Source organism: Streptococcus sp. UMB1203 (assembly GCF_030217725.1).
In the GTDB taxonomy this organism is placed as follows: Bacteria; Bacillota; Bacilli; order Lactobacillales; family Streptococcaceae; genus Streptococcus.
Genome location: NZ_JASOOK010000012.1, coordinates 21,741 through 40,155 on the forward strand (window position 1 = coordinate 21,741; position 18,415 = coordinate 40,155).

Genomic DNA, 18,415 nt, shown 5'->3' on the forward strand with positions numbered 1-18,415 from the left:
TCATTAAAGGAGGAAGAAATGTATCTCGTTATAGGAATTGTGTTGGCCTTTATAGTGTCATTTTGGAAGGATAATAGAAGTTTGTGGAATCCAGTATTATTCTTATTATCCCTCATTTCCAGTTATTTTTATCTAGGCTACCTTTTTTATCAAAATGGGTATGAGAAGATTCATTTCGCTTTTTTTATATTTCCCTTTATTTTACTTCCTTTTTTGCTTTTTCTAAGTGGCATCTTTCTAATCTATAATGGGGTCATTTTGTTGAAGCGAGAGGGACGTTCAAAGGCTAATTATCTCTCCATGCTCCTTGGAATAGTCATTTTGCTATTTTTTGCTTTGATGTCATTTCGATTGGGAGGACGACATGAATTATTTTACACCAATCACTTTCTAAATATTTTATTTGCATTTATTGCTTATTCTTACTTTATTTTTGGTTTTGCTTTTGTGGCTTTTATTCTGTACTCTATCTTGTATCTCTTTATTCCTAAGAAGAAGCATTATGATTTTATTATCATTCATGGTGCAGGTTTGTTAGACGGAGAAAAGGTAACACCTTTGCTGAAGAGGAGAATTGATAAGGCAGTGGAAGCTTATCACAAGTCTAAGAATCCTCATATCAAAATCATTGCCAGTGGTGGTCAAGGAGGAGATGAGAAGATTTCTGAAGCGCAGGCCATTACAAACTATCTTCTTGAAGAGACAGATGTTCCCCAAGATGCGATTATTCTGGAAGATCAATCAAGGACTACCTACGAGAACCTTCTCTTTTCTAAGGAACTTGGTGAGGAACTGGTAGCCAAACCTCAATTCCTCTTTGTTACAAATGACTATCATGTTTTTCGTACCAGTACCTATGCGCGTAAGTTAAATATGAAGGGAGATGGCCTCGGATGTAGGACGGCAGGCTACTACATACCATCTGCTTTTATTCGGGAGTACGTAGCGCTCTGTGTCAAGATGAAATGGCTCTTCCTTGCCTTGTATGTTCTGCTGTTAGTTATCATTTTGTTAGCCTATAAAGGGGTTATTTGGTAGTTAGATTTTATTAAAAAAGACTTAGAATGCACATGAAAGTCTGTGTTCTAGGTCTTTTGTTTTATATACATTTGATTTTTGAAAGCTACTATCTATTTTTCCAGGCTTGGTAACGGGTATCAATTAATAACTGGGTGAGGCGTCCCATGGTTTCCCTTTCTTCTGGAGTGAGAGATTGAGCTTGGACAAAGAGATGATGAATGTGTTCAAGCGCCTTTAAGGAAGACAGGTCATTAATGGAGCTAATACCAGCATCAATAATGGTGCCAAAGAAGAGGTCGAAGTAGAGCTGGAGTTCTTCGTCAGAGACTGTGGCCACCCACTCCTTGATGGTTGTGTCAACTTGTTGGCTATCACTGTTGGTTTTATCTAGTTGGACGAAGTGCTTGTCTTCAATCTGCCAACTAAAGGTAACGTGCTGGGCGATACCACCTAAGGCAGTACTGTGCACGATGATTTGGTGGTTAGGGATTTCCAACATCATACCGATGATGGAACCTTGTGGAATGAAGACCTTGGTTCTATCCATTATCCTTTGATAGCCCTCGGTTTGTGTCAGTTTTTTATGGAGACCAGGCGCATCAAAGGTATAAACTGCTGTAATCTGATCTTGCAAGCTTTGCTCAATTTGGCTAGCAGCATAGATGGCTAGATTTCCTCCCTTGGAATGCCCAGCCAGAGTGACCTTTTGCTTAGGATGGCGGGCAAAAAAGTTCTTTAAATAGCGGAGAGCGTGCTTTTGAGCAGGAATTTCCTTCATATAGGTTAGGTGGAAATCTTCCTTCCAGCCAATGATACTGTCATCTGTACCTCGAAAAACAATCAGATAGGTATCGAGAGTGAGGCGGTAGGTCATAGCTGCAAATTGCTTTTGCAGCTCAGGGTCGATGTCGTTGACAAAATGGGAGAGTTTGCAATTTTTGAATCGTTTGTGTTGAGCTAGTTCATCTAATAGCTGGAGGCGATTTTTACTAGTCAACATGTTAGGCTCCCTTGGAACCTGAGGTGCCAGGTCTAAAAGTCGCTGAGGATTTGTGGAGACCAGATTATCAAAGGAGAGGTAGGTTGTTTCTGTTAAGGCTAAAACATCTAATTCATTCAAAGGTAGGTCGTAAAAGGAATCGTGTGCGACATCTTTCAGATAGCCAAAAATATTGGGCATAAGAACTCCTTTCTTTGTATTTATCTTATCACAATCACATAGAATTTACTAGTTGGTTTGTACGAGCTCTCTACATACCGACCTATAATGGTATGATTCAGACACATAGAAGACAGTTTGCTTTTATTTCAAACCTCTAAACATACTTGTTTGTATCTGTTTGTCGTCAATCCCATTCTCTTTTAAGAAATTTTTCATCTCATTTATATCATCAGGTTGGCCGGTTAAGAGATAAATAGCTTGGTTACCGTATTTCACAACCGCATTTTTTAAAAATGCTTGGCTTTGAGAAAAGGTTTCGCTAGTTTTATAAGTTAGATTCGGATTATTCTTACTAAGCTCTCTTAACTCATTATCAAAAATGTTTATTCCTTTGTCTAAATGATTAAGAATGATGGAGCGCTTACCTGCCCACTCTTTCACAACTGGACGTAGAGTAGAAATACCGACATCAGAGGCAAAACAAACCAGTGCTGGGTCATTGTCTTTAACAGATAAAGATGACTCCAGCCAACTCATCTCAATTTTACTACCAGCTGGTAAATGTGTTAAGGTTTCCTTAAACACGCTACCACTATTATGGGTTACAATAAGAATTTCATCCTCATCAGGAGTGGAAGCAAGGGTTAGCCATCGGCTAGCCTGATCCTCCTTTACTGGACTTTTGTCTGGGCCAAACGAGCTGTCAGGAAGCTTAAACTGAGCATAGGAGCCAGCTTTCCATATTTGATTTTTTGGTTTTGTGATGTGAACTAAATACAAATCTCCGCTGGGATTTTCAATGGATTTTATCGATAAAGTTTGACTTCGTCCAAGATAGGTAATGATTCCCCAAGATATAAAGCCGAGCACTCCAAGTGTAGTTAGAATAATTATGAACATTTTTTCCCTCGTTTCATTTTTAACTCCTATAGTGTAGTAATTTTCTATGAATGAATAATATTTTTTTTCATTCAATAATTTCCAAAAAATAAAGAAAAGATTTCTTTATTTCAGTATTCCTTTAATGAAGTTGGTTGCTAGTATTTCTACAGTTTTGCTAATATCTGGAAAATCATTTTCTGTGATATGCATATCCATGTAGTAAAATAGGTTGTAAACTTGTAAAATATCTTGAATTTTTTCTGGAGAATGGCCTTCAGCCTGCAAACGATGAGTAAAGGTTTTCACGAGAAATTGATGAAATGGATTCGTGACTTTCCCTTCTTCTGAGGAATAGTAGCTATGCAACTCATCTGCTATGGCAGGATTGTACCATTCTGCAAGGATTTTATTGGAAGAAACGAGTGCTCTGGATTGAGCAAAGAGTTGACTAATAAGATCAATCATATCAATTTCCCAATCCAGTTCTTCGATCATAGTTTGGCGAACACGGCTGTTTTCATCAATATAGATATCTAAAAAAATAGCTTCTTTACTTTCGTAATAGTTATAAAAAGATCCGACTGCCATATGAGCTTGTCTAGCAATTTCTGAAATTCCTGTCGCCTTGTATCCTTTTTTTGAAAAAACTTCATAAGCTGCGGATTTCAAAGCCTGTTTTTTGTCCAATTTGATTCACCTCTTTTCTGAATGAATATCAAATATTGTTCATTCATATCTTAACAAATCTTTTTCAGATTGTCAATCTGAAAGCTAGAACTTTTTACGGATACCACTCGATAAGGAGCGTTTCAATGTTAGAAGAGTATAGAGTGTCGTTTTAACTACACTCAAGGTTTGGAAGAATAGATATAAATTTTGGTTAAGGGGATGGATAAAAGAACTGAAATGAAGGTTGAAAAAATTAAAAATAAAAGGGTAGTGCTGGCACTATGTCTAAAAATAAGGTATGATATCAATGGGGTTATTCACTATCTGTTTTTGAGCTGTTGTGACAAGGAAATGTCAAAAAAGTATTAGATACTAAGCCCTCTATTTATACTAAAGGATTTAAGACTCCTAAAATTAGCAAAGGAGAATCAGATGCACAAGATTTTATTAGTAGAAGATGATCAGGTTATTCGTCAACAAGTCGGAAAAATGCTCTCTGAATGGGGATTTGAAGTGGTCCTGGTAGAAGACTTTATGGAAGTTTTGAGTCTATTTGTTCAGTCGGAACCTCATCTGGTCCTCATGGATATTGGTTTGCCCTTGTTTAATGGCTATCACTGGTGTCAGGAAATTCGCAAGATTTCCAAGGTCCCCATCATGTTTCTGTCTTCGAGAGACCAGGCTATGGATATTGTCATGGCAATCAATATGGGGGCGGATGACTTTGTGACCAAGCCTTTTGACCAGCAGGTTCTTTTAGCCAAAGTTCAGGGCTTGTTGCGACGTTCATATGAGTTTGGGCGTGACGAGAGTTTACTGGAATATGCTGGTGTTATCCTCAATACCAAATCAATGGATTTACATTATCAAGGGCAAGTCTTGAATTTGACCAAGAACGAATTCCAGATTTTACGAGTTTTGTTTGAGCATGCGGGCAATATTGTAGCGCGTGACGATCTCATGCGGGAACTTTGGAACAGTGACTTTTTCATTGATGACAATACCCTATCTGTTAATGTGGCTCGATTGCGTAAAAAGTTGGAAGAGCAGGGCTTGGTAGGATTTATCGAAACCAAGAAAGGGATAGGGTACGGATTAAAGCATGCTTGATTGGAAACAATTTTTTCTAGCCTATCTGCGTTCCCGTAGTCGTCTGTTTGTTTATCTGATTTCTTTGACGTTTCTGCTCTTACTCTTTCAGTTTTTATTTGCCAGTTTGGGAATTTACTTTCTCTACTTTTTCCTCTTGTGTTGCTTTGTAACCATCTTATTTTTCACTTGGGACATATTGGTGGAAATGCAGGTCTATCGTCAGGAAATTCTCTATGGGGAGAGGGAAGCCAAATCTCCTTTGGAAATAGTTTTAGCAGAAAAATTAGAAGCGCGTGAGATGGAACTTTATCAGCAGAGGTCAGATTCAGAAAGAAAATTGACGGATTTGCTGGATTACTATACCTTGTGGGTTCATCAGATTAAGACCCCCATTGCAGCTAGTCAACTCTTAGTTGCAGAAGTAGCCGACCGCCAACTGAAGCAGCAATTAGAACAGGAAATTTTCAAGATTGACTCCTATACCAATCTAGTTTTACAATACCTGCGTTTAGAAAGTTTTCATGATGATTTGGTCTTAAAGCAGGTTCAAATTGAGGATTTGGTCAAGGAAATAATTCGTAAATATGCTCTTTTCTTTATTCAAAAAGGCCTAAATGTCAATCTACATGACCTTGATAAAGAAATCGTGACGGATAAAAAGTGGCTGCTAGTGGTTATTGAGCAAATCATCTCAAACAGTCTCAAGTACACCAAGGAAGGTGGTCTGGAGATTTATATGGAGGGGCAAGAGCTTTGTATCAAGGATACGGGAATCGGGATAAAAAACAGTGATGTCCTCCGAGTCTTTGAACGTGGCTTCTCAGGATATAATGGACGCCTAACTCAGCAGTCATCTGGACTTGGCCTCTATCTATCTAAGAAAATTTCTGAAGAACTGGGGCACCAGATTCGTATCGAGTCTGAGGTTGGAAAAGGAACGATAGTGCGGATTCAGTTTGCTCAAGTAAAGTTAGTCCTTGAGTGAGAAGAGACAATGAGTTTTTACCCAATCTCTTTTTGCTATATTTCAGGATATTTGAAGACTGTTTTTTACAAAACCAATAATAGAATTTTTAATACGGAATATAGTATAAATACTGGTTCAAAGTGAAGTTTTGTATGCTTTATACTTTTGTTGAGTATAAAATCTATAAACTAAGGGTGAATTACAAAAATTAATGTGAGATGAAGTGAATTGTAGACTTGGGAAATGTCTCCTATTCGATTTCAGAATGAATCGTTGATACAGGATTAAAAGAACTGCAGCTTTCTTTTTATTTTGAATGAGATAGGTGTATATAGATTTGTGTAACTGGTGTAGAACTGTTTCCAAGAATTTATTGAATGTATCGAATACACACATCCTATTGATTTTGAACCAGTTTTTAATTTCTAAATGTTATAATAGTTTTATCAAGTAAAAGGAGACTACCATGATTGGAGACAATATAAAATTCTTACGAAAATCACATAATCTGATATAACCAGAATTTTCACGGATTGTGGGTGTGTCACGAAATAGCCTAAATCGTTAGAAAAACTGAAAAAGCTTACTTTCAATAGAAGTGTTGGAAATATTCATTTTACATCTATCAAAGAAACATGGGATAGACCTATATTTTACAAAATAGCAAATTATATTTTGAATGATAGTAAAAACTGCAGAACTTGTGTGATTTACAATTATTGCACTCAATGTCTGAGTATCGCACTATCTGAAATAAGGAATAGTAGAGATTGTTCTGAGATATGTAAAAAAACGCATTAGCAAGGAGTATCGTATATGCTACCATATCTTAAAACTATTAGATGGTATCTCTTCTTTAATTTTCTTTTTGGTGTAGTATCGAATATCTGCACAGCTTTGTTACCGTATTTCACGCAGGCATTAATCAAAGGGGATTATCAAGTAGCTCTATATGGTTACTCTATGTCAGTGGCTGGCTATTTGAGTTGTAACTATATCCAAATGATACTTGATTGGAAGCAGGGGATTATCTTTTCGACTACTTTGAAAAATGAGTGGTTTCGTTCACTTCTGGGACTCAGTCATCACGATTTCAAGCAGAAAACAGTAGCAGAGTATATTTCCTATCAATCTAATGACCTAGATTCGTTGGAAAAGGATTACCTTCCTCCATTGATGAGTTTTATCAAACAAATTTTACGTATCATCATTTACGCTTTCATTATTAGCAGAACAATTAATCCTATTGTATCACTGATTTTAATCTTTTCTACTGGAATTAGTATTCAAATTCCTAAAATCGTTGGGAAGTTGACCGCTAATCGTAGACAGGTTTACTTGAAAAAACAAGGAGATTACTATCGAACTTTGGAGGATTTGCTCATGGGACATCATTTGGTAAATAAACTAACTATGTCGCATTTTTTGAATCAACAAAAGAGTTCTCTAAAGAATTTGCAGGATAAGTATTTTAAGTATGGTTTGACAAAAATTACAGGCATCTTATTGACAGGTGTTTCTTTTGAATTCATTAGTCTTGTTCTGTTTATTTATTTAGCCTACTCTCTATCTCACCAGCAACTCGGTATTCCTGAGGTGGTGGCGAGTTTCGGATATATTAATGCTTTTTCTGAACCAATACAGGAAATCCTTTATGATTTACAAATGTTAGAGTCCGTAAAGCCTGTAATCAAGAGTTTTCAAAACATTGTTGGGAGACCCGTTTCAGTTCAAGCACCTCAACATTCTTTTGATACGATTACTTTGAAAAACATTTCCAAACAACTGGGAGAATCAAAATTGATAATTACTTCCGCTACGATTCAAAAAGGGGATAAAATTGCGCTTATTGGTAAGAATGGGTCTGGAAAAAGTAGTCTTCTCAACATTTTAAATGGAACAGATGAAGATTTTGAAGGACAAATTGTGCTAGATGGGCTTGTTTTGGACCATCTTTGGGGAAGATTCGGTATGATTCTGCAACAAGAACATACATTTATTTCGAGTTATGAAAATAATGTAACGCTATTCAATAGTTTCAATGAAAAATTCAGAGAAGAAGATTTTGAAAAAATTCCACCACAATCCCTGTCAGGTGGTCAGCAACAACGAATGTATTTAAATCGTGAGAAAAATCGTAAAAATCCATTGCTTATCCTAGACGAACCTTTCTCTGCCTTGGATACTAATCAGTTTAAAATGGAATTGGAAAGAGTTCTGGAACTACCAAGTGCCGTCATTGTTACTTTACATCGCCAAAACGAATTATTAAGTAAGTTTGACCAAGTTTGGGAAATTAAGAATGGAGAACTTGTAATTTTGAAATAGCTAAATTATAAAGAATAAAACGCATAGTATCAAGGTTCAGGAGATACCGTTTTTCCTTCTTCGGATAAGGAAACAAAAATTTCTTGCTTCATCTATCTATTCAATTGATAGATTTCTTCGAAGAAAGACTGTAAAATTTTTGATATAATGTTAAGGATGGACTGACGGATATTTAAAGGATAATTTTCAAAAGAATAACAGGTGAGAAGAAAAATATGTAAGATTGGACAGAAGTCTCTCTACCATCATCCATGCAGAAACAAAATTATACGAAATAAAAGGAGTAACCAATGACTGGAAACTATTCAACACGTGAATACCGTGAGAAATTATATGATGATCTTCATGTTCGATTAAGAGATACAGTGATTTTGATGTGTGCGATTTTTATTGCCTCTATTGGCCTAAATATGAATTCAACAGCTGTCATTATTGGAGCCATGCTGATTTCCCCTCTTATGACACCGATTGTTGGACTGGGGTTTGGTGATGGAGATCATGTCCTATCTTCACTTTGATTATTGGAAAAAAACGGCTCGGTCAGGAGCTAGTATGAATAAGGAGAACAAATGAAACGTTTAAAAATGTTATGGCATATTATGCAGGTTACGGGTTTTACTCGGTTTGCTCTGAGTTTTGTGACCTTTGTTTTTGGGTCAGGAGGCGTGCTTTTCCTAGTTGAACCTGCTATCACAAATTACGGAGACGGTCTTTGGTATGCTTTTGTGACTTCGACGACTGTCGGCTACGGGGATCTCCTAGCTGTGACCTTGATTGGAAGGATTACCAGTGTCTTCTTGACGATTTATGGGCTCATATTTTTTGGCTGTTTATCAGCTGTTATTTTTAATTATTATACCAATTTAAATAAGGAAAGAGGAGAGGACAAATGACTGCCAATTATTCAACACGGGAATACCGTGAGAAATTATACGATGACCTTCATGTTCGATTGAGAGATACAGCGATTTTGATGTGTGCAATTTTTATTGCCTCTATCGGACTAAATATGAATTCAACAGCTGTCATTATAGGAGCCATGTTGATTTCACCTCTCATGACACCGATTGTTGGACTGGGATTCGGTTTAGCTATTTTTGATACGCGTTTAATCAAGCAATCTCTAGAGGTTTTATTGACTCAAGTGTTGGTCAGTTTGCTTGTCTCGACTCTGTATTTCTGGATTTCTCCCTTGTCTTATGCAAGTAGCGAGTTGATTGCACGAACCTCTCCAACCATTTGGGATGTCCTCATTGCTATTGCTGGTGGGATTGCTGGTGTGATCGGTTCAAGGAAAAAAGAAGCAAACAATATCGTGCCAGGAGTAGCCATTGCTACAGCTCTGATGCCGCCTATCTGTACTGCTGGCTATGGTTTAGCTAATGGGAATGTACGATTTTTATTGGGGGCTCTCTATCTTTTCTTGATCAACTGTGTCTTTATCATGCTAGCCAACATTGTTGGAACAAGAATTTTGATGAGAAAATCTCCTTTAACTTCATTTAAAGAGCTGAGCATTAAAATGAGAATTGGCTTGATATCTTTGATTGTATTGTTGATTCTTCCAGCTAGCTATTCGGCAGTTACTCTGACAATAGAACAAGCGCGCAAAGAAGGGATCAAACAGTTTGTAGGAAAAGAGTTCGCCAATTATACGGTTATTAATCAAGTCTACAAGTCAAGTAACAATGAATTGGTCTTGACGGTTGTTGGAGATCCGATTTCAGAAGAAGAATTAGAAACACTCCACCAAAAACAAGCCTCTTACGGTATTCAATCTGTTCAATTGAAAGTGAATCAAGTTCAGAACTCGCCAACATTAGATAGTGAAGCGACCAAGGAATTTTATGAAAACATTGACAAGTATATTGATCAAAAACTCTCTGAAAAAGATTCACAAAACGATCTCGTAAAAGAAAATGAAGCAGACAAGGATTGAGGATATTGACCTTATCTAACTCATGAAAGCAAATCTTGTGTGGTGGTTTGGTCAATCACTACTAGCTCGGATTAAATAATACTCTTCGAAAATCAAATTCAAACCACGTCAGCGTCGCCTTACCGTACTCAAGTACAGCTTGCGGCTAGCTTCCTAGTTTGCTTTTTGATTTTCATTGAGTAAAAATATAAAAAGCAACAGCTGAAATAGTTGTTGCTTTTTAGGTAGCTAGGATTTTATCTCTTATTTCTCAACGCGTGATTTGTTGGCGATATCAGCTAGGATAGCTTGAACAAAGTCATCAACTGAGACAGTTTGTGTTTCTTTTTGTCCGTAGCGACGAACGTTGACTGTTCCGTCTTCCATTTCCTTGTCCCCAACGATCAATTGGTAAGGAATCTTGCTTGTTTGTGACGCACGGATCTTGAACTGCATTTTTTCATTGCGCTCATCTACATCTGCACGAACACCACGGTCACGGAGTTTCTTAGCCACTTCCCAAGCGTAGTCCACGTGTTTTTCGTTAGATACTGGGATGAGGGTTACTTGGTGTGGTGCAAGCCATGTTGGGAAGGCACCCTTGTAGTTCTCAATCAAGATAGCTGTAAAGCGCTCCATAGTAGAGATTACACCACGGTGGATCATAACTGGACGGTGTTCCTCACCATCAGCTCCGATGTATTTAAGGTCGAAGCGTTCTGGAAGCAAGAAGTCAAGTTGGATAGTAGAAAGGGTTTCTTCTTTTCCAAGGGCTGTCTTAACTTGAATATCCAATTTTGGTCCGTAGAAGGCTGCTTCACCTTCGGCTTCAAAGTAGTCCACGCCCATTTCATCAAGGGCTGCACGAAGCATGGTTTGAGCATTTTCCCACATCTCATCGTTGTCAAAGTACTTATGAGTATCTTGAGGGTCACGAAGAGAGAGACGGAAGCGGTATTCAGTCAAGTTGAAGTCTTCATAAACATCGATAATCAACTGAAGAGCACGTTGGAATTCTTCTTGGATTTGTTCTGGAGTCACAAAGAGGTGACCGTCGTTGAGAGACATTTCACGCACACGTTGAAGACCAGTAAGGGAGCCAGATTTTTCGTAGCGGTGCATCATACCGATTTCAGCAATACGGATTGGCAACTCACGGTAAGAGTGAACATGATGTTTGAAGACTTGGATGTGGTGCGGACAGTTCATTGGACGAAGGACAAATTCTTCCCCGTCACCCATGTCCATAGTTGGGAACATGTCTTCTTGGTAATGATCCCAGTGACCAGAAGTCTTGTAAAGCTCAACAGAAGCAAGTGGTGGAGTGTAGACGTGTTGGTAGCCTGAAGCTAGCTCTTTGTCAACGATGTAGCGTTCCAACTCACGACGAATAGTCGCACCATTTGGCAACCAGAATGGCAAACCTTGTCCCACTTCTTGTGAAATCATAAAGAGGTCAAGCTCTTTACCAAGTTTACGGTGGTCACGTTCCTTAGCTTCTTCACGCATTTGGAGGTAGTTTTTCAAGTCTTTCTTGTCAAACCAAGCTGTACCATAGATACGTTGCATCATAGCATTGTCGCTATTTCCACGCCAGTAAGCACCTGCTACATGGAGAAGGTGGAAGATTTGGATGCGGCCTGTTGATGGGACGTGAGGGCCACGGCAAAGGTCTACATATTCACCCTGACGATAGATGGTCAAACCGCCTTCGTCTTCTGAGTGTTCTTCAATCAATTCCAACTTGTAAGGGTCATTTTTGAAGATTTCACGTGCCTCGTCTTTAGTAACTTCTTCACGGATTGATGGGAAGTTTTCTTTGACAATTTTTTGCATTTCTTCTTCGATACGAGGAAGGTCTTCGTTAGAGATTTGACCAGCTGTGTTGTCAGTATCGTAGTAGAAACCATCTTCGATGGCTGGACCAACTCCCAAGTGAATGTCTGGGAAAAGACGACGAGCTGCTTGGGCGAACAAGTGAGCAGCTGAGTGACGCAAGATTGGAAGGGCATCTTCGTGATCAGGTGTCACAATTTCGATGCTTCCATCTTCAGTGATAGCACGAGTAGTGTCGATGAGTTTGCCGTTGAATTTACCAGCCAAGGCCTTTTTAGCTAGGGAATTGCTGATAGATTGGGCAATTTCAAAAGTTGTAACGCCAGATTCGAATTCACGAACAGCGCCATCTGGGAAAGTAATGTTAATCATGATGTTCTCCTTACTTATATTATTGACGAATGTGTTAACCCTATTCTAAAAACAGGGACAGAGGATTGTGAAAGCTAGAAAAACAAAAAGCGACATCCTCGAAAGGACGTCGCAACGTGGTTCCACCTTCATTTATGTACCTCAAAAGAGAGGGACACCTCTGATCGGCTCTAACGTAGCCACCGTTTTATGTTTTCATAAAAAATCACGAGTAGTATCAGTTTAGGCTTTCTATGCGTTTCCAGCAACCACGCACTCTCTAGTAGAAAGGGACTAAGTGACTTGTCTCTATGGATTATTATAGCATGATTGTGAGATTTTTCAAGGATTTTGTGAAAGTTTTTTGTTTTTCATTTTTTGTAGAATATGCTTGATGCCAATACCAGAAGCCAGACCCATCAGAGCCAAGGTTTCATAGGCTAAAAAGTAAAACAAGATAAATTCACCAAAGGTTATGATAGTAAAGCAAAAGAGCAGTCCGTTACCAATTAACCACCAAAGTGAGAAACGGAAACGGTAGCTATAGAGTAAAGATACAATCAAAATTACCAGAGGTGTAAAGAAGAGAATATTATTTACGTAGAGACTCTTGAGCAAAAGGGGGTCAGAAATGATTAGTGATAACAACTCATAAAGTGGCCAGTAAAAGAAAAAGATAACCAGATAGTAGGGGAGATGGAAATAGAATCTACGCATGATAATCACCTCGTTTAAAAAAAACAGACAACTTAAATCTCTTGCTATGATCATTATAGCATGTTTAAAACAAGAAAGTAAATCTGTTGACAAAGAAGTTAGTTATTGGTAGAATAGGGATTGTCGTAAAGACAAATAACTTCTTCTTGGTTACAGGCATGCCAACCTGTCACTCGGATGAAGCCAAATAAAAAGGAGAAACATCATGGCAATCTCAAAAGAGAAAAAAAATGAAATCATCGCACAATATGCACGTCACGAAGGTGATACAGGTTCAGTAGAGGTTCAAGTTGCTGTCCTTACTTGGGAAATCAACCACCTTAACGAACACATCAAACAACACAAAAAAGACCACGCTACTTACCGTGGATTGATGAAAAAAATCGGTCGCCGTCGTAACTTGCTTGCATACTTGCGTAAAAACGACGTTAACCGTTACCGTGAGTTGATCAACTCTCTAGGACTTCGTCGCTAATTCAAGATACAAAGGCCGTCAAAAGCACAAAGCAAAAATAGGAAAATTGACGAAGAAACTTTAGTTTTTAGGAAATTTTATCTTTTTTGCCAAGTGCTTAGGCCGTGTTCAATTGAGCATATCTTGATAATGAAGCTACTCTAAAATGGGTAGCTTTTTTGTATGGATTTTAGCCCGGGCTCAAATCAGCTCTCTGACTTCAGAGGGCTTTTTTATTGAGGTTTTATCGGTCACAATTTTGGAGACTACAAAAACTGAGTAACCCACCTTAATAGCGGATTGTGTGTTTTATCGGTCACAATTTTGGAGACTACAAAAACCTCAAATGGTATCAGCTAATTACACCATAAGGGTGCGTAGCTACTCGGCTTGAAAAGCCGAGTAGCTGTCTGCAAGCCCCCTCGGAGAGCCCACACTTTACGAAGTAAAGTATAGTATGTTATACTTTACATGGAAGTAGTCACCGAATTCCAGTTAGAAATTACTTTGTAACTACGTTTTGAGGAGGAGTAAAATGCTTTCCTATGTTCGACATTACCCACTAGCGATAGCTAAATTAATGTGTCTGTGCTCTCCTAAAATCTGCTGATTTATTACTGACCAATACAAGAGGTTTTTTATGGGACAGACAATCATATCTGCTATTGGTGTTTATATTTCCACCAGTATCGATTATTTAATTATTTTATTTATTTTATTTGCACAGCTATCACAGAATAAACAAAAATGGCATATTTATGCGGGGCAATATCTAGGCACAGGCTTACTTGTAGGGGCGAGTTTAGTTGCTGCTTATGTCGTTAATTTCGTGCCTGAAGAATGGATGGTTGGATTGCTTGGTTTAATCCCTATCTATTTAGGAATTCGCTTTGCAATTGTTGGAGAAGGTGAGGAAGAAGAGGAAGAAGAGGAAGAAATTATTGAAAGATTAGAACAAAGCAAGGCAAATCAACTGTTTTGGACAGTTACATTGCTAACAATTGCGTCTGGCGGAGATAATTTAGGTATCTATATACCTTATTTTGCTTCGTTAGATTGGTCACAGACCCTCGTGGCCTTGCTTGTGTTTGTAATCGGCATAATTATCTTATGCGAGATTAGTCGGGTGTTATCCTCTATTCCGTTAATATTCGAGACAATTGAAAAATACGAGCGAATCATTGTGCCCTTAGTATTCATTCTACTTGGACTATATATCATGTATGAAAATGGCACGATAGAGACTTTTCTGATCGTGTAGATTTTTTTGTTTCGCTAGGATTTTAGCCCGAGCTCAAATCAGCTCTCTGACTTCAGAGGGCTTTTTGCGTTGGCACCTTACCTCGATATACTCAAGTATAATCTTCGGTTACGGTTCCTAGCACAATAAGATCAACTATATTCATTTGTTCTCATCTTGTTCCATTGTTGAAAATATGGTATACTTTTCATGAGAATTTTCTAAATTTTTAAGATTCTATCAAAGGAGGTTTGCATGCTTTCCAAATTTTCTGGAAGCCGACAAGACCAGCAATTTGTGTTACTTTTAGTTGTTTTGCTAGGTATTTTAGGGATTTCTCTCTTTCTAGCAGTTTCAATGGGATCTGTTGCGATTGATCTAGGAGATACCTATCGGATTATTTTGAGCAGGTTGGGACTTCCTCTTGAGATAGGAGAGGTTTCCAAGTCTACTCTTGCCATTGTATGGAACATGAGATTCCCCCGAGTATTGTTAGGCTTGATAGTTGGGGCTGGTCTTTCTATGTGTGGTAGCGTGATGCAGTCTACAGTGAACAATCCCATCGCAGAGCCTTATGTCTTAGGAATATCTGCGGGTGCAACTCTAGGGGCAACCTTGAGCATCATTCTTGGTTTAAAAGTGATGATTAGCCTTGGAGCTTTTCTTGGAGCTATTTTGGCAACAATTGCTGTCCTTATCATTGCCTCTATGCAGGGACGGATGACGACTTCCAGTCTGATCTTATCAGGAACGGTGGTCAACGCTCTCTTTCTGGCTTTTTCAAACTTTATTATATCAGTTGGTGCTAATGCTGACAGTGTGATGACCATTAAGTTTTGGACAATGGGTTCGCTTGCAGGGACTACCTGGTCTGACTTAGTTCTGCCAACTATAGTAGTGGGAATGGCCTTTCTATTTTTTTCTACTCAGTATCGTGTTTTTAATGCGATGATGATGGGAGATGAGGCTGCTTTAACTTTGGGGATTCCCTTACGCTTTTATTGGTATCTTTATGTGACAATGGTGGCTGTGCTGACAGCAGTCTTAGTGGCAACCTGTGGGATTATTGGATTTGTCGGTCTGATTACTCCTCACTTAGCACGAGGATTAGTAGGAACAAATTACAGGAGGCTTTTTCCTGTTGCGACCATACTGGGTGCCCTCTTTGTCGTCTGGGCAGATGTACTCTCTCGTGTCATTATTCCAAATGCTGAGTTGCCTATTGGTATTTTCACAGCCTTGGTAGGTGCTCCCTTCTTTATTTACATTGTTGGAGGTAGGCGAAGGGAGGTGAGGGTCTGATATGGACTTGATTTGTCAGGATATCCATTTTGGACTAGGAGAGAAAAAAATCCTCAAAGGAGTCTCTGTTAAGGTTGAGGGGCATCAATTTCACACGATACTAGGACCAAATGGAAGTGGAAAAACCAGTCTACTTAAACTCCTTTATCGTCAGGAAAAGGTGGATAAAGGCTTGATAAGCCTAGATGGCAAGCCTCTGGAACAATGGACGCTCAAAGAAACAGCCAAGCAAATGGCAGTTGTCACCCAGTTTAATCAATTGCAGTTTGATTGTACAGTTGAGGAAATCGTCTTGCTGGGAAGAACGCCCCATCTCTCTTTTTTACAGAAGGAAAAGGAAAGAGATTATGCCCTCGTTCAAGATGCCCTCGTTAAGGTGGATATGCTCGAGAAGAAAACTCGTCTCTATTCGTCTCTGTCAGGGGGAGAGAAACAGCGAGTTTTGTTAGCCCGCGCCTTGGCGCAAGAACCGACTCTCTTACTCCTAGACGAACCAACCAATCATCTGGATATCAAGTACCAGCTAGACTTGTTAGCCATTGTGAAAAATCTCAATATCAATGTTCTAGCTGTCCTGCATGATATTCAACTTGCTTGTCGCTATTCGGATTATCTCTATCTGATGAAAGAGGGAGAAATCCTTTACCAAGGGACTCCAAAGGAGACCATCACCCCTGAGTCATTGCAAACTGTATACGGAGTTCAAAGTCAGGTGACTTGGACCGATGATCAGCAAGCTATGATTCACTATTTATAAGAATGAAAAGGAAAACAAGATGAAAAAAACACTAAGTATTTTACTGGTAACAGTAGCTACCTTAACCATGGCAGCGTGTGGTAATACTACAGAAAAAGCTTCCACGCAGTCTAGCGCCGAAACAAGTCAAAAGGCAAGCGCAGAGACGACTTATCCACTAACGGTTAAAACCTATGATGCTAAAGGAAATGAAGTCGAACAAGTTTTTGACAAGGTACCTGAAAAAGTTATTACAAACAATCTTTCAACCACTGAAATCTTATTGGAACTAGGTTTGAAAGATAAAATTGCTGGCATGCTCAATCCAGACAATGCTGTGACGGACAAATACAAGGACGCGATTGCGACGATTCCTCAAATTGGGGATAAAAAAACAGTCTCACAAGAGACAGTCCTTTCTTATGAGCCAGACGCTGTGATGGGTCGAAACATGATGTTTTCTGAAAAATCCTTGGGAACAGTTAGCGCTTGGAATGAAAACAAAATCCCAGTCTATACGCAAAAAGCTTCTCTCTCAACGATTCAGCAAGATTTGGGGAATATCGTAGAAGATGTCAAAAATCTTGGAATAATTTTTAATGTTCAGGACAAGGCTAATGAATACGCAGCCCAATTACAAACTAAAATTGATGCTGTTAAGAAAGCAAATCCAGCAAGTCAAGGTGAAAAGAAAAAGGCTTTGATTATGGTTGCGTATAATGATGAAACCTTCGGTGCCTACAAGTCTGCTTTGCAAGAAAGTTTGCTGAACCAACTTGGTTATACAAACGTTGCTACGGGGACATCAGGTTTGACCTTGGAAAACCTCGTGTCAATGGATCCTGAATTGATTATCTATGTAACCAGCGACCGCAATAAAAAATTGGATGAAAAAGCAGTAGAGTTGATGAAGGCAAATGCTGTTTTGGAAAGCGTTCCTGCTATTAAGAATCAAAAAATCATGACCATCTCTTACGATGAATTGATGGACTATGGTCCAGCAGTGATTGATTCCCTTGAGAAAATCAATGACTTTATCAATAAATAATAAGTTTGATTGGGAAGGAATTCAAGTCAAAATCAGCCTTCCTTCTAACTACGACCCCAATCAAACCTATCCGGCTATTTTATTGAATGATGGAAACTTGGATTTCCTATCTTCCCTTTCCGAATCTGTGATTTTAGTGGGCTTGACCTCTAAAAATCGCTTAGACGATTACACTCCCTGGAAGGCATCTGCTCTGAGAGATGGGGCTCCAGATTTTGGAGGTCAGGCCAAGGTCTATCATGATCATTTGTTTGGAGGTCTTTTAGACAAGTTGCAGTCGCTTTATCGTCTGGACGAAACTCGCCTTGCTTATGGAGGTTACTCACTAGGTGGTTTGGCGGCAGTTTACAGTCTTTTCAGCTTTGACAAGGTTTCCTGTGTTTTCTCTATCTGCGGTTCTTTTTGGTATCCTGATTTTGTGGCTTACTGCAAGAAAGAGACAGTGAAAAATCTAGATTGTTTGCTGTATTTACAAAATGGTCAAACAGAAGGAGCCTATCATACTAATCGCTTGGCTCAAGCACCAGCTTATGCTGAACAGATCCATACCGATCTTCAAAAACGCTATCCGAAAGGTCAGTTTGTCTTTGATCCTTATGGGCACCATGAACAAGTGGCTGAGCGATTTCTAGCCTTTTCCGGCTGGTTGGCACAAAAATGGAAAATCAAATAAAAGAATTATCCCTTGGCTTT

16 protein-coding genes and 2 pseudogenes are annotated in these 18,415 nt (G+C 38.8%); 13 read left to right on the top strand and 5 right to left on the bottom strand.

Features of this window, described 5'->3' with window-relative positions:
* Nucleotides 1-18 precede the first annotated feature (18 nt).
* The gene (locus QP439_RS04465) at nt 19-1,038 is read left to right on the top strand and encodes a YdcF family protein (RefSeq protein ID WP_049521210.1); all 1,020 of its coding nucleotides are present in this window, start codon (nt 19-21) and stop codon (nt 1,036-1,038) included.
* 88 nt (nt 1,039-1,126) lie between these two features.
* Here the strand turns inward: QP439_RS04465 and QP439_RS04470 are convergent, their stop codons facing one another.
* From QP439_RS04470 to QP439_RS04480, 3 genes and pseudogenes are all read right to left on the bottom strand, one after another.
* A complete protein-coding gene (locus tag QP439_RS04470; RefSeq protein ID WP_285387942.1) occupies nt 1,127-2,200 on the bottom strand; it encodes a DUF2974 domain-containing protein in 1,074 nt (357 codons plus the stop codon).
* A 123-nt stretch (nt 2,201-2,323) separates the two neighbouring features.
* Nucleotides 2,324-3,099: pseudogene (locus QP439_RS04475) on the bottom strand (ferredoxin reductase domain-containing protein).
* An 88-nt stretch (nt 3,100-3,187) separates the two neighbouring features.
* A complete protein-coding gene (locus QP439_RS04480; RefSeq protein ID WP_125416123.1) occupies nt 3,188-3,757 on the bottom strand; it encodes a TetR/AcrR family transcriptional regulator in 570 nt (189 codons plus the stop codon).
* Between the two features lie 408 nt (nt 3,758-4,165).
* Here QP439_RS04480 and QP439_RS04485 point away from each other — a divergent pair, with 408 nt between their 5' ends.
* From QP439_RS04485 to QP439_RS04510, 6 genes and pseudogenes are all read left to right on the top strand, one after another.
* The gene (locus QP439_RS04485; RefSeq protein ID WP_000548991.1) at nt 4,166-4,843 is read left to right on the top strand and encodes a response regulator transcription factor; all 678 of its coding nucleotides are present in this window, start codon (nt 4,166-4,168) and stop codon (nt 4,841-4,843) included.
* Nucleotides 4,836-5,810: a sensor histidine kinase gene (locus tag QP439_RS04490; protein WP_203180196.1), complete on the top strand. Its 975-nt coding sequence runs from the start codon at nt 4,836-4,838 to the stop codon at nt 5,808-5,810. Before QP439_RS04485 ends, QP439_RS04490 begins: the two co-directional genes overlap by 8 nt.
* Nucleotides 5,811-6,608: 798 nt before the next feature.
* A complete protein-coding gene (locus QP439_RS04495; protein WP_004242726.1) occupies nt 6,609-8,120 on the top strand; it encodes an ATP-binding cassette domain-containing protein in 1,512 nt (503 codons plus the stop codon).
* A 290-nt stretch (nt 8,121-8,410) separates the two neighbouring features.
* Nucleotides 8,411-8,608: pseudogene (locus QP439_RS04500) on the top strand (DUF389 domain-containing protein); the annotation flags it as partial.
* A gap of 81 nt (nt 8,609-8,689) precedes the next feature.
* Nucleotides 8,690-9,013 (top strand): potassium channel family protein, encoded by a 324-nt coding sequence (locus tag QP439_RS04505; RefSeq protein ID WP_000825751.1) that lies wholly within the window; start codon nt 8,690-8,692, stop codon nt 9,011-9,013.
* Nucleotides 9,010-10,059, top strand: coding sequence for a DUF389 domain-containing protein (locus QP439_RS04510; protein WP_000126416.1), 1,050 nt, complete (start codon nt 9,010-9,012; stop codon nt 10,057-10,059). Before QP439_RS04505 ends, QP439_RS04510 begins: the two co-directional genes overlap by 4 nt.
* Before the next feature lie 243 nt (nt 10,060-10,302).
* On the opposite strand, the gene thrS is transcribed toward QP439_RS04510, so the two are convergent.
* Nucleotides 10,303-12,246 (bottom strand): threonine--tRNA ligase, encoded by a 1,944-nt coding sequence (gene thrS / locus QP439_RS04515; protein WP_023945494.1) that lies wholly within the window; start codon nt 12,244-12,246, stop codon nt 10,303-10,305.
* Nucleotides 12,247-12,567: 321 nt separating this feature from the next.
* Nucleotides 12,568-12,942: a hypothetical protein gene (locus tag QP439_RS04520; protein WP_049516468.1), complete on the bottom strand. Its 375-nt coding sequence runs from the start codon at nt 12,940-12,942 to the stop codon at nt 12,568-12,570.
* A gap of 205 nt (nt 12,943-13,147) precedes the next feature.
* Here QP439_RS04520 and rpsO point away from each other — a divergent pair, with 205 nt between their 5' ends.
* The 6 genes from rpsO (at nt 13,148) to QP439_RS04550 (ending at nt 18,395) form a co-directional block, all read left to right on the top strand.
* Nucleotides 13,148-13,417, top strand: a complete 270-nt coding sequence (rpsO, locus tag QP439_RS04525) for a 30S ribosomal protein S15 (protein ID WP_001018251.1) — start codon at nt 13,148-13,150, stop codon at nt 13,415-13,417.
* 619 nt (nt 13,418-14,036) lie between these two features.
* The gene (locus QP439_RS04530; protein WP_045611205.1) at nt 14,037-14,657 is read left to right on the top strand and encodes a CadD family cadmium resistance transporter; all 621 of its coding nucleotides are present in this window, start codon (nt 14,037-14,039) and stop codon (nt 14,655-14,657) included.
* Nucleotides 14,658-14,891: 234 nt separating this feature from the next.
* A complete protein-coding gene (locus QP439_RS04535) occupies nt 14,892-15,938 on the top strand; it encodes a FecCD family ABC transporter permease (RefSeq protein WP_237447011.1) in 1,047 nt (348 codons plus the stop codon).
* 1 nt (nt 15,939) lies between these two features.
* Nucleotides 15,940-16,695: an ABC transporter ATP-binding protein gene (locus QP439_RS04540; protein WP_237447010.1), complete on the top strand. Its 756-nt coding sequence runs from the start codon at nt 15,940-15,942 to the stop codon at nt 16,693-16,695.
* A gap of 19 nt (nt 16,696-16,714) precedes the next feature.
* On the top strand, nt 16,715-17,722 hold the full coding sequence (locus QP439_RS04545) for an ABC transporter substrate-binding protein (protein WP_237447009.1): 1,008 nt from the start codon (nt 16,715-16,717) through the stop codon (nt 17,720-17,722).
* Nucleotides 17,703-18,395, top strand: coding sequence for an alpha/beta hydrolase-fold protein (locus QP439_RS04550; protein ID WP_237447008.1), 693 nt, complete (start codon nt 17,703-17,705; stop codon nt 18,393-18,395). The genes QP439_RS04545 and QP439_RS04550 overlap by 20 nt, the downstream gene beginning before the upstream one ends.
* The last annotated feature ends 20 nt before the right edge of the window (nt 18,396-18,415 follow it).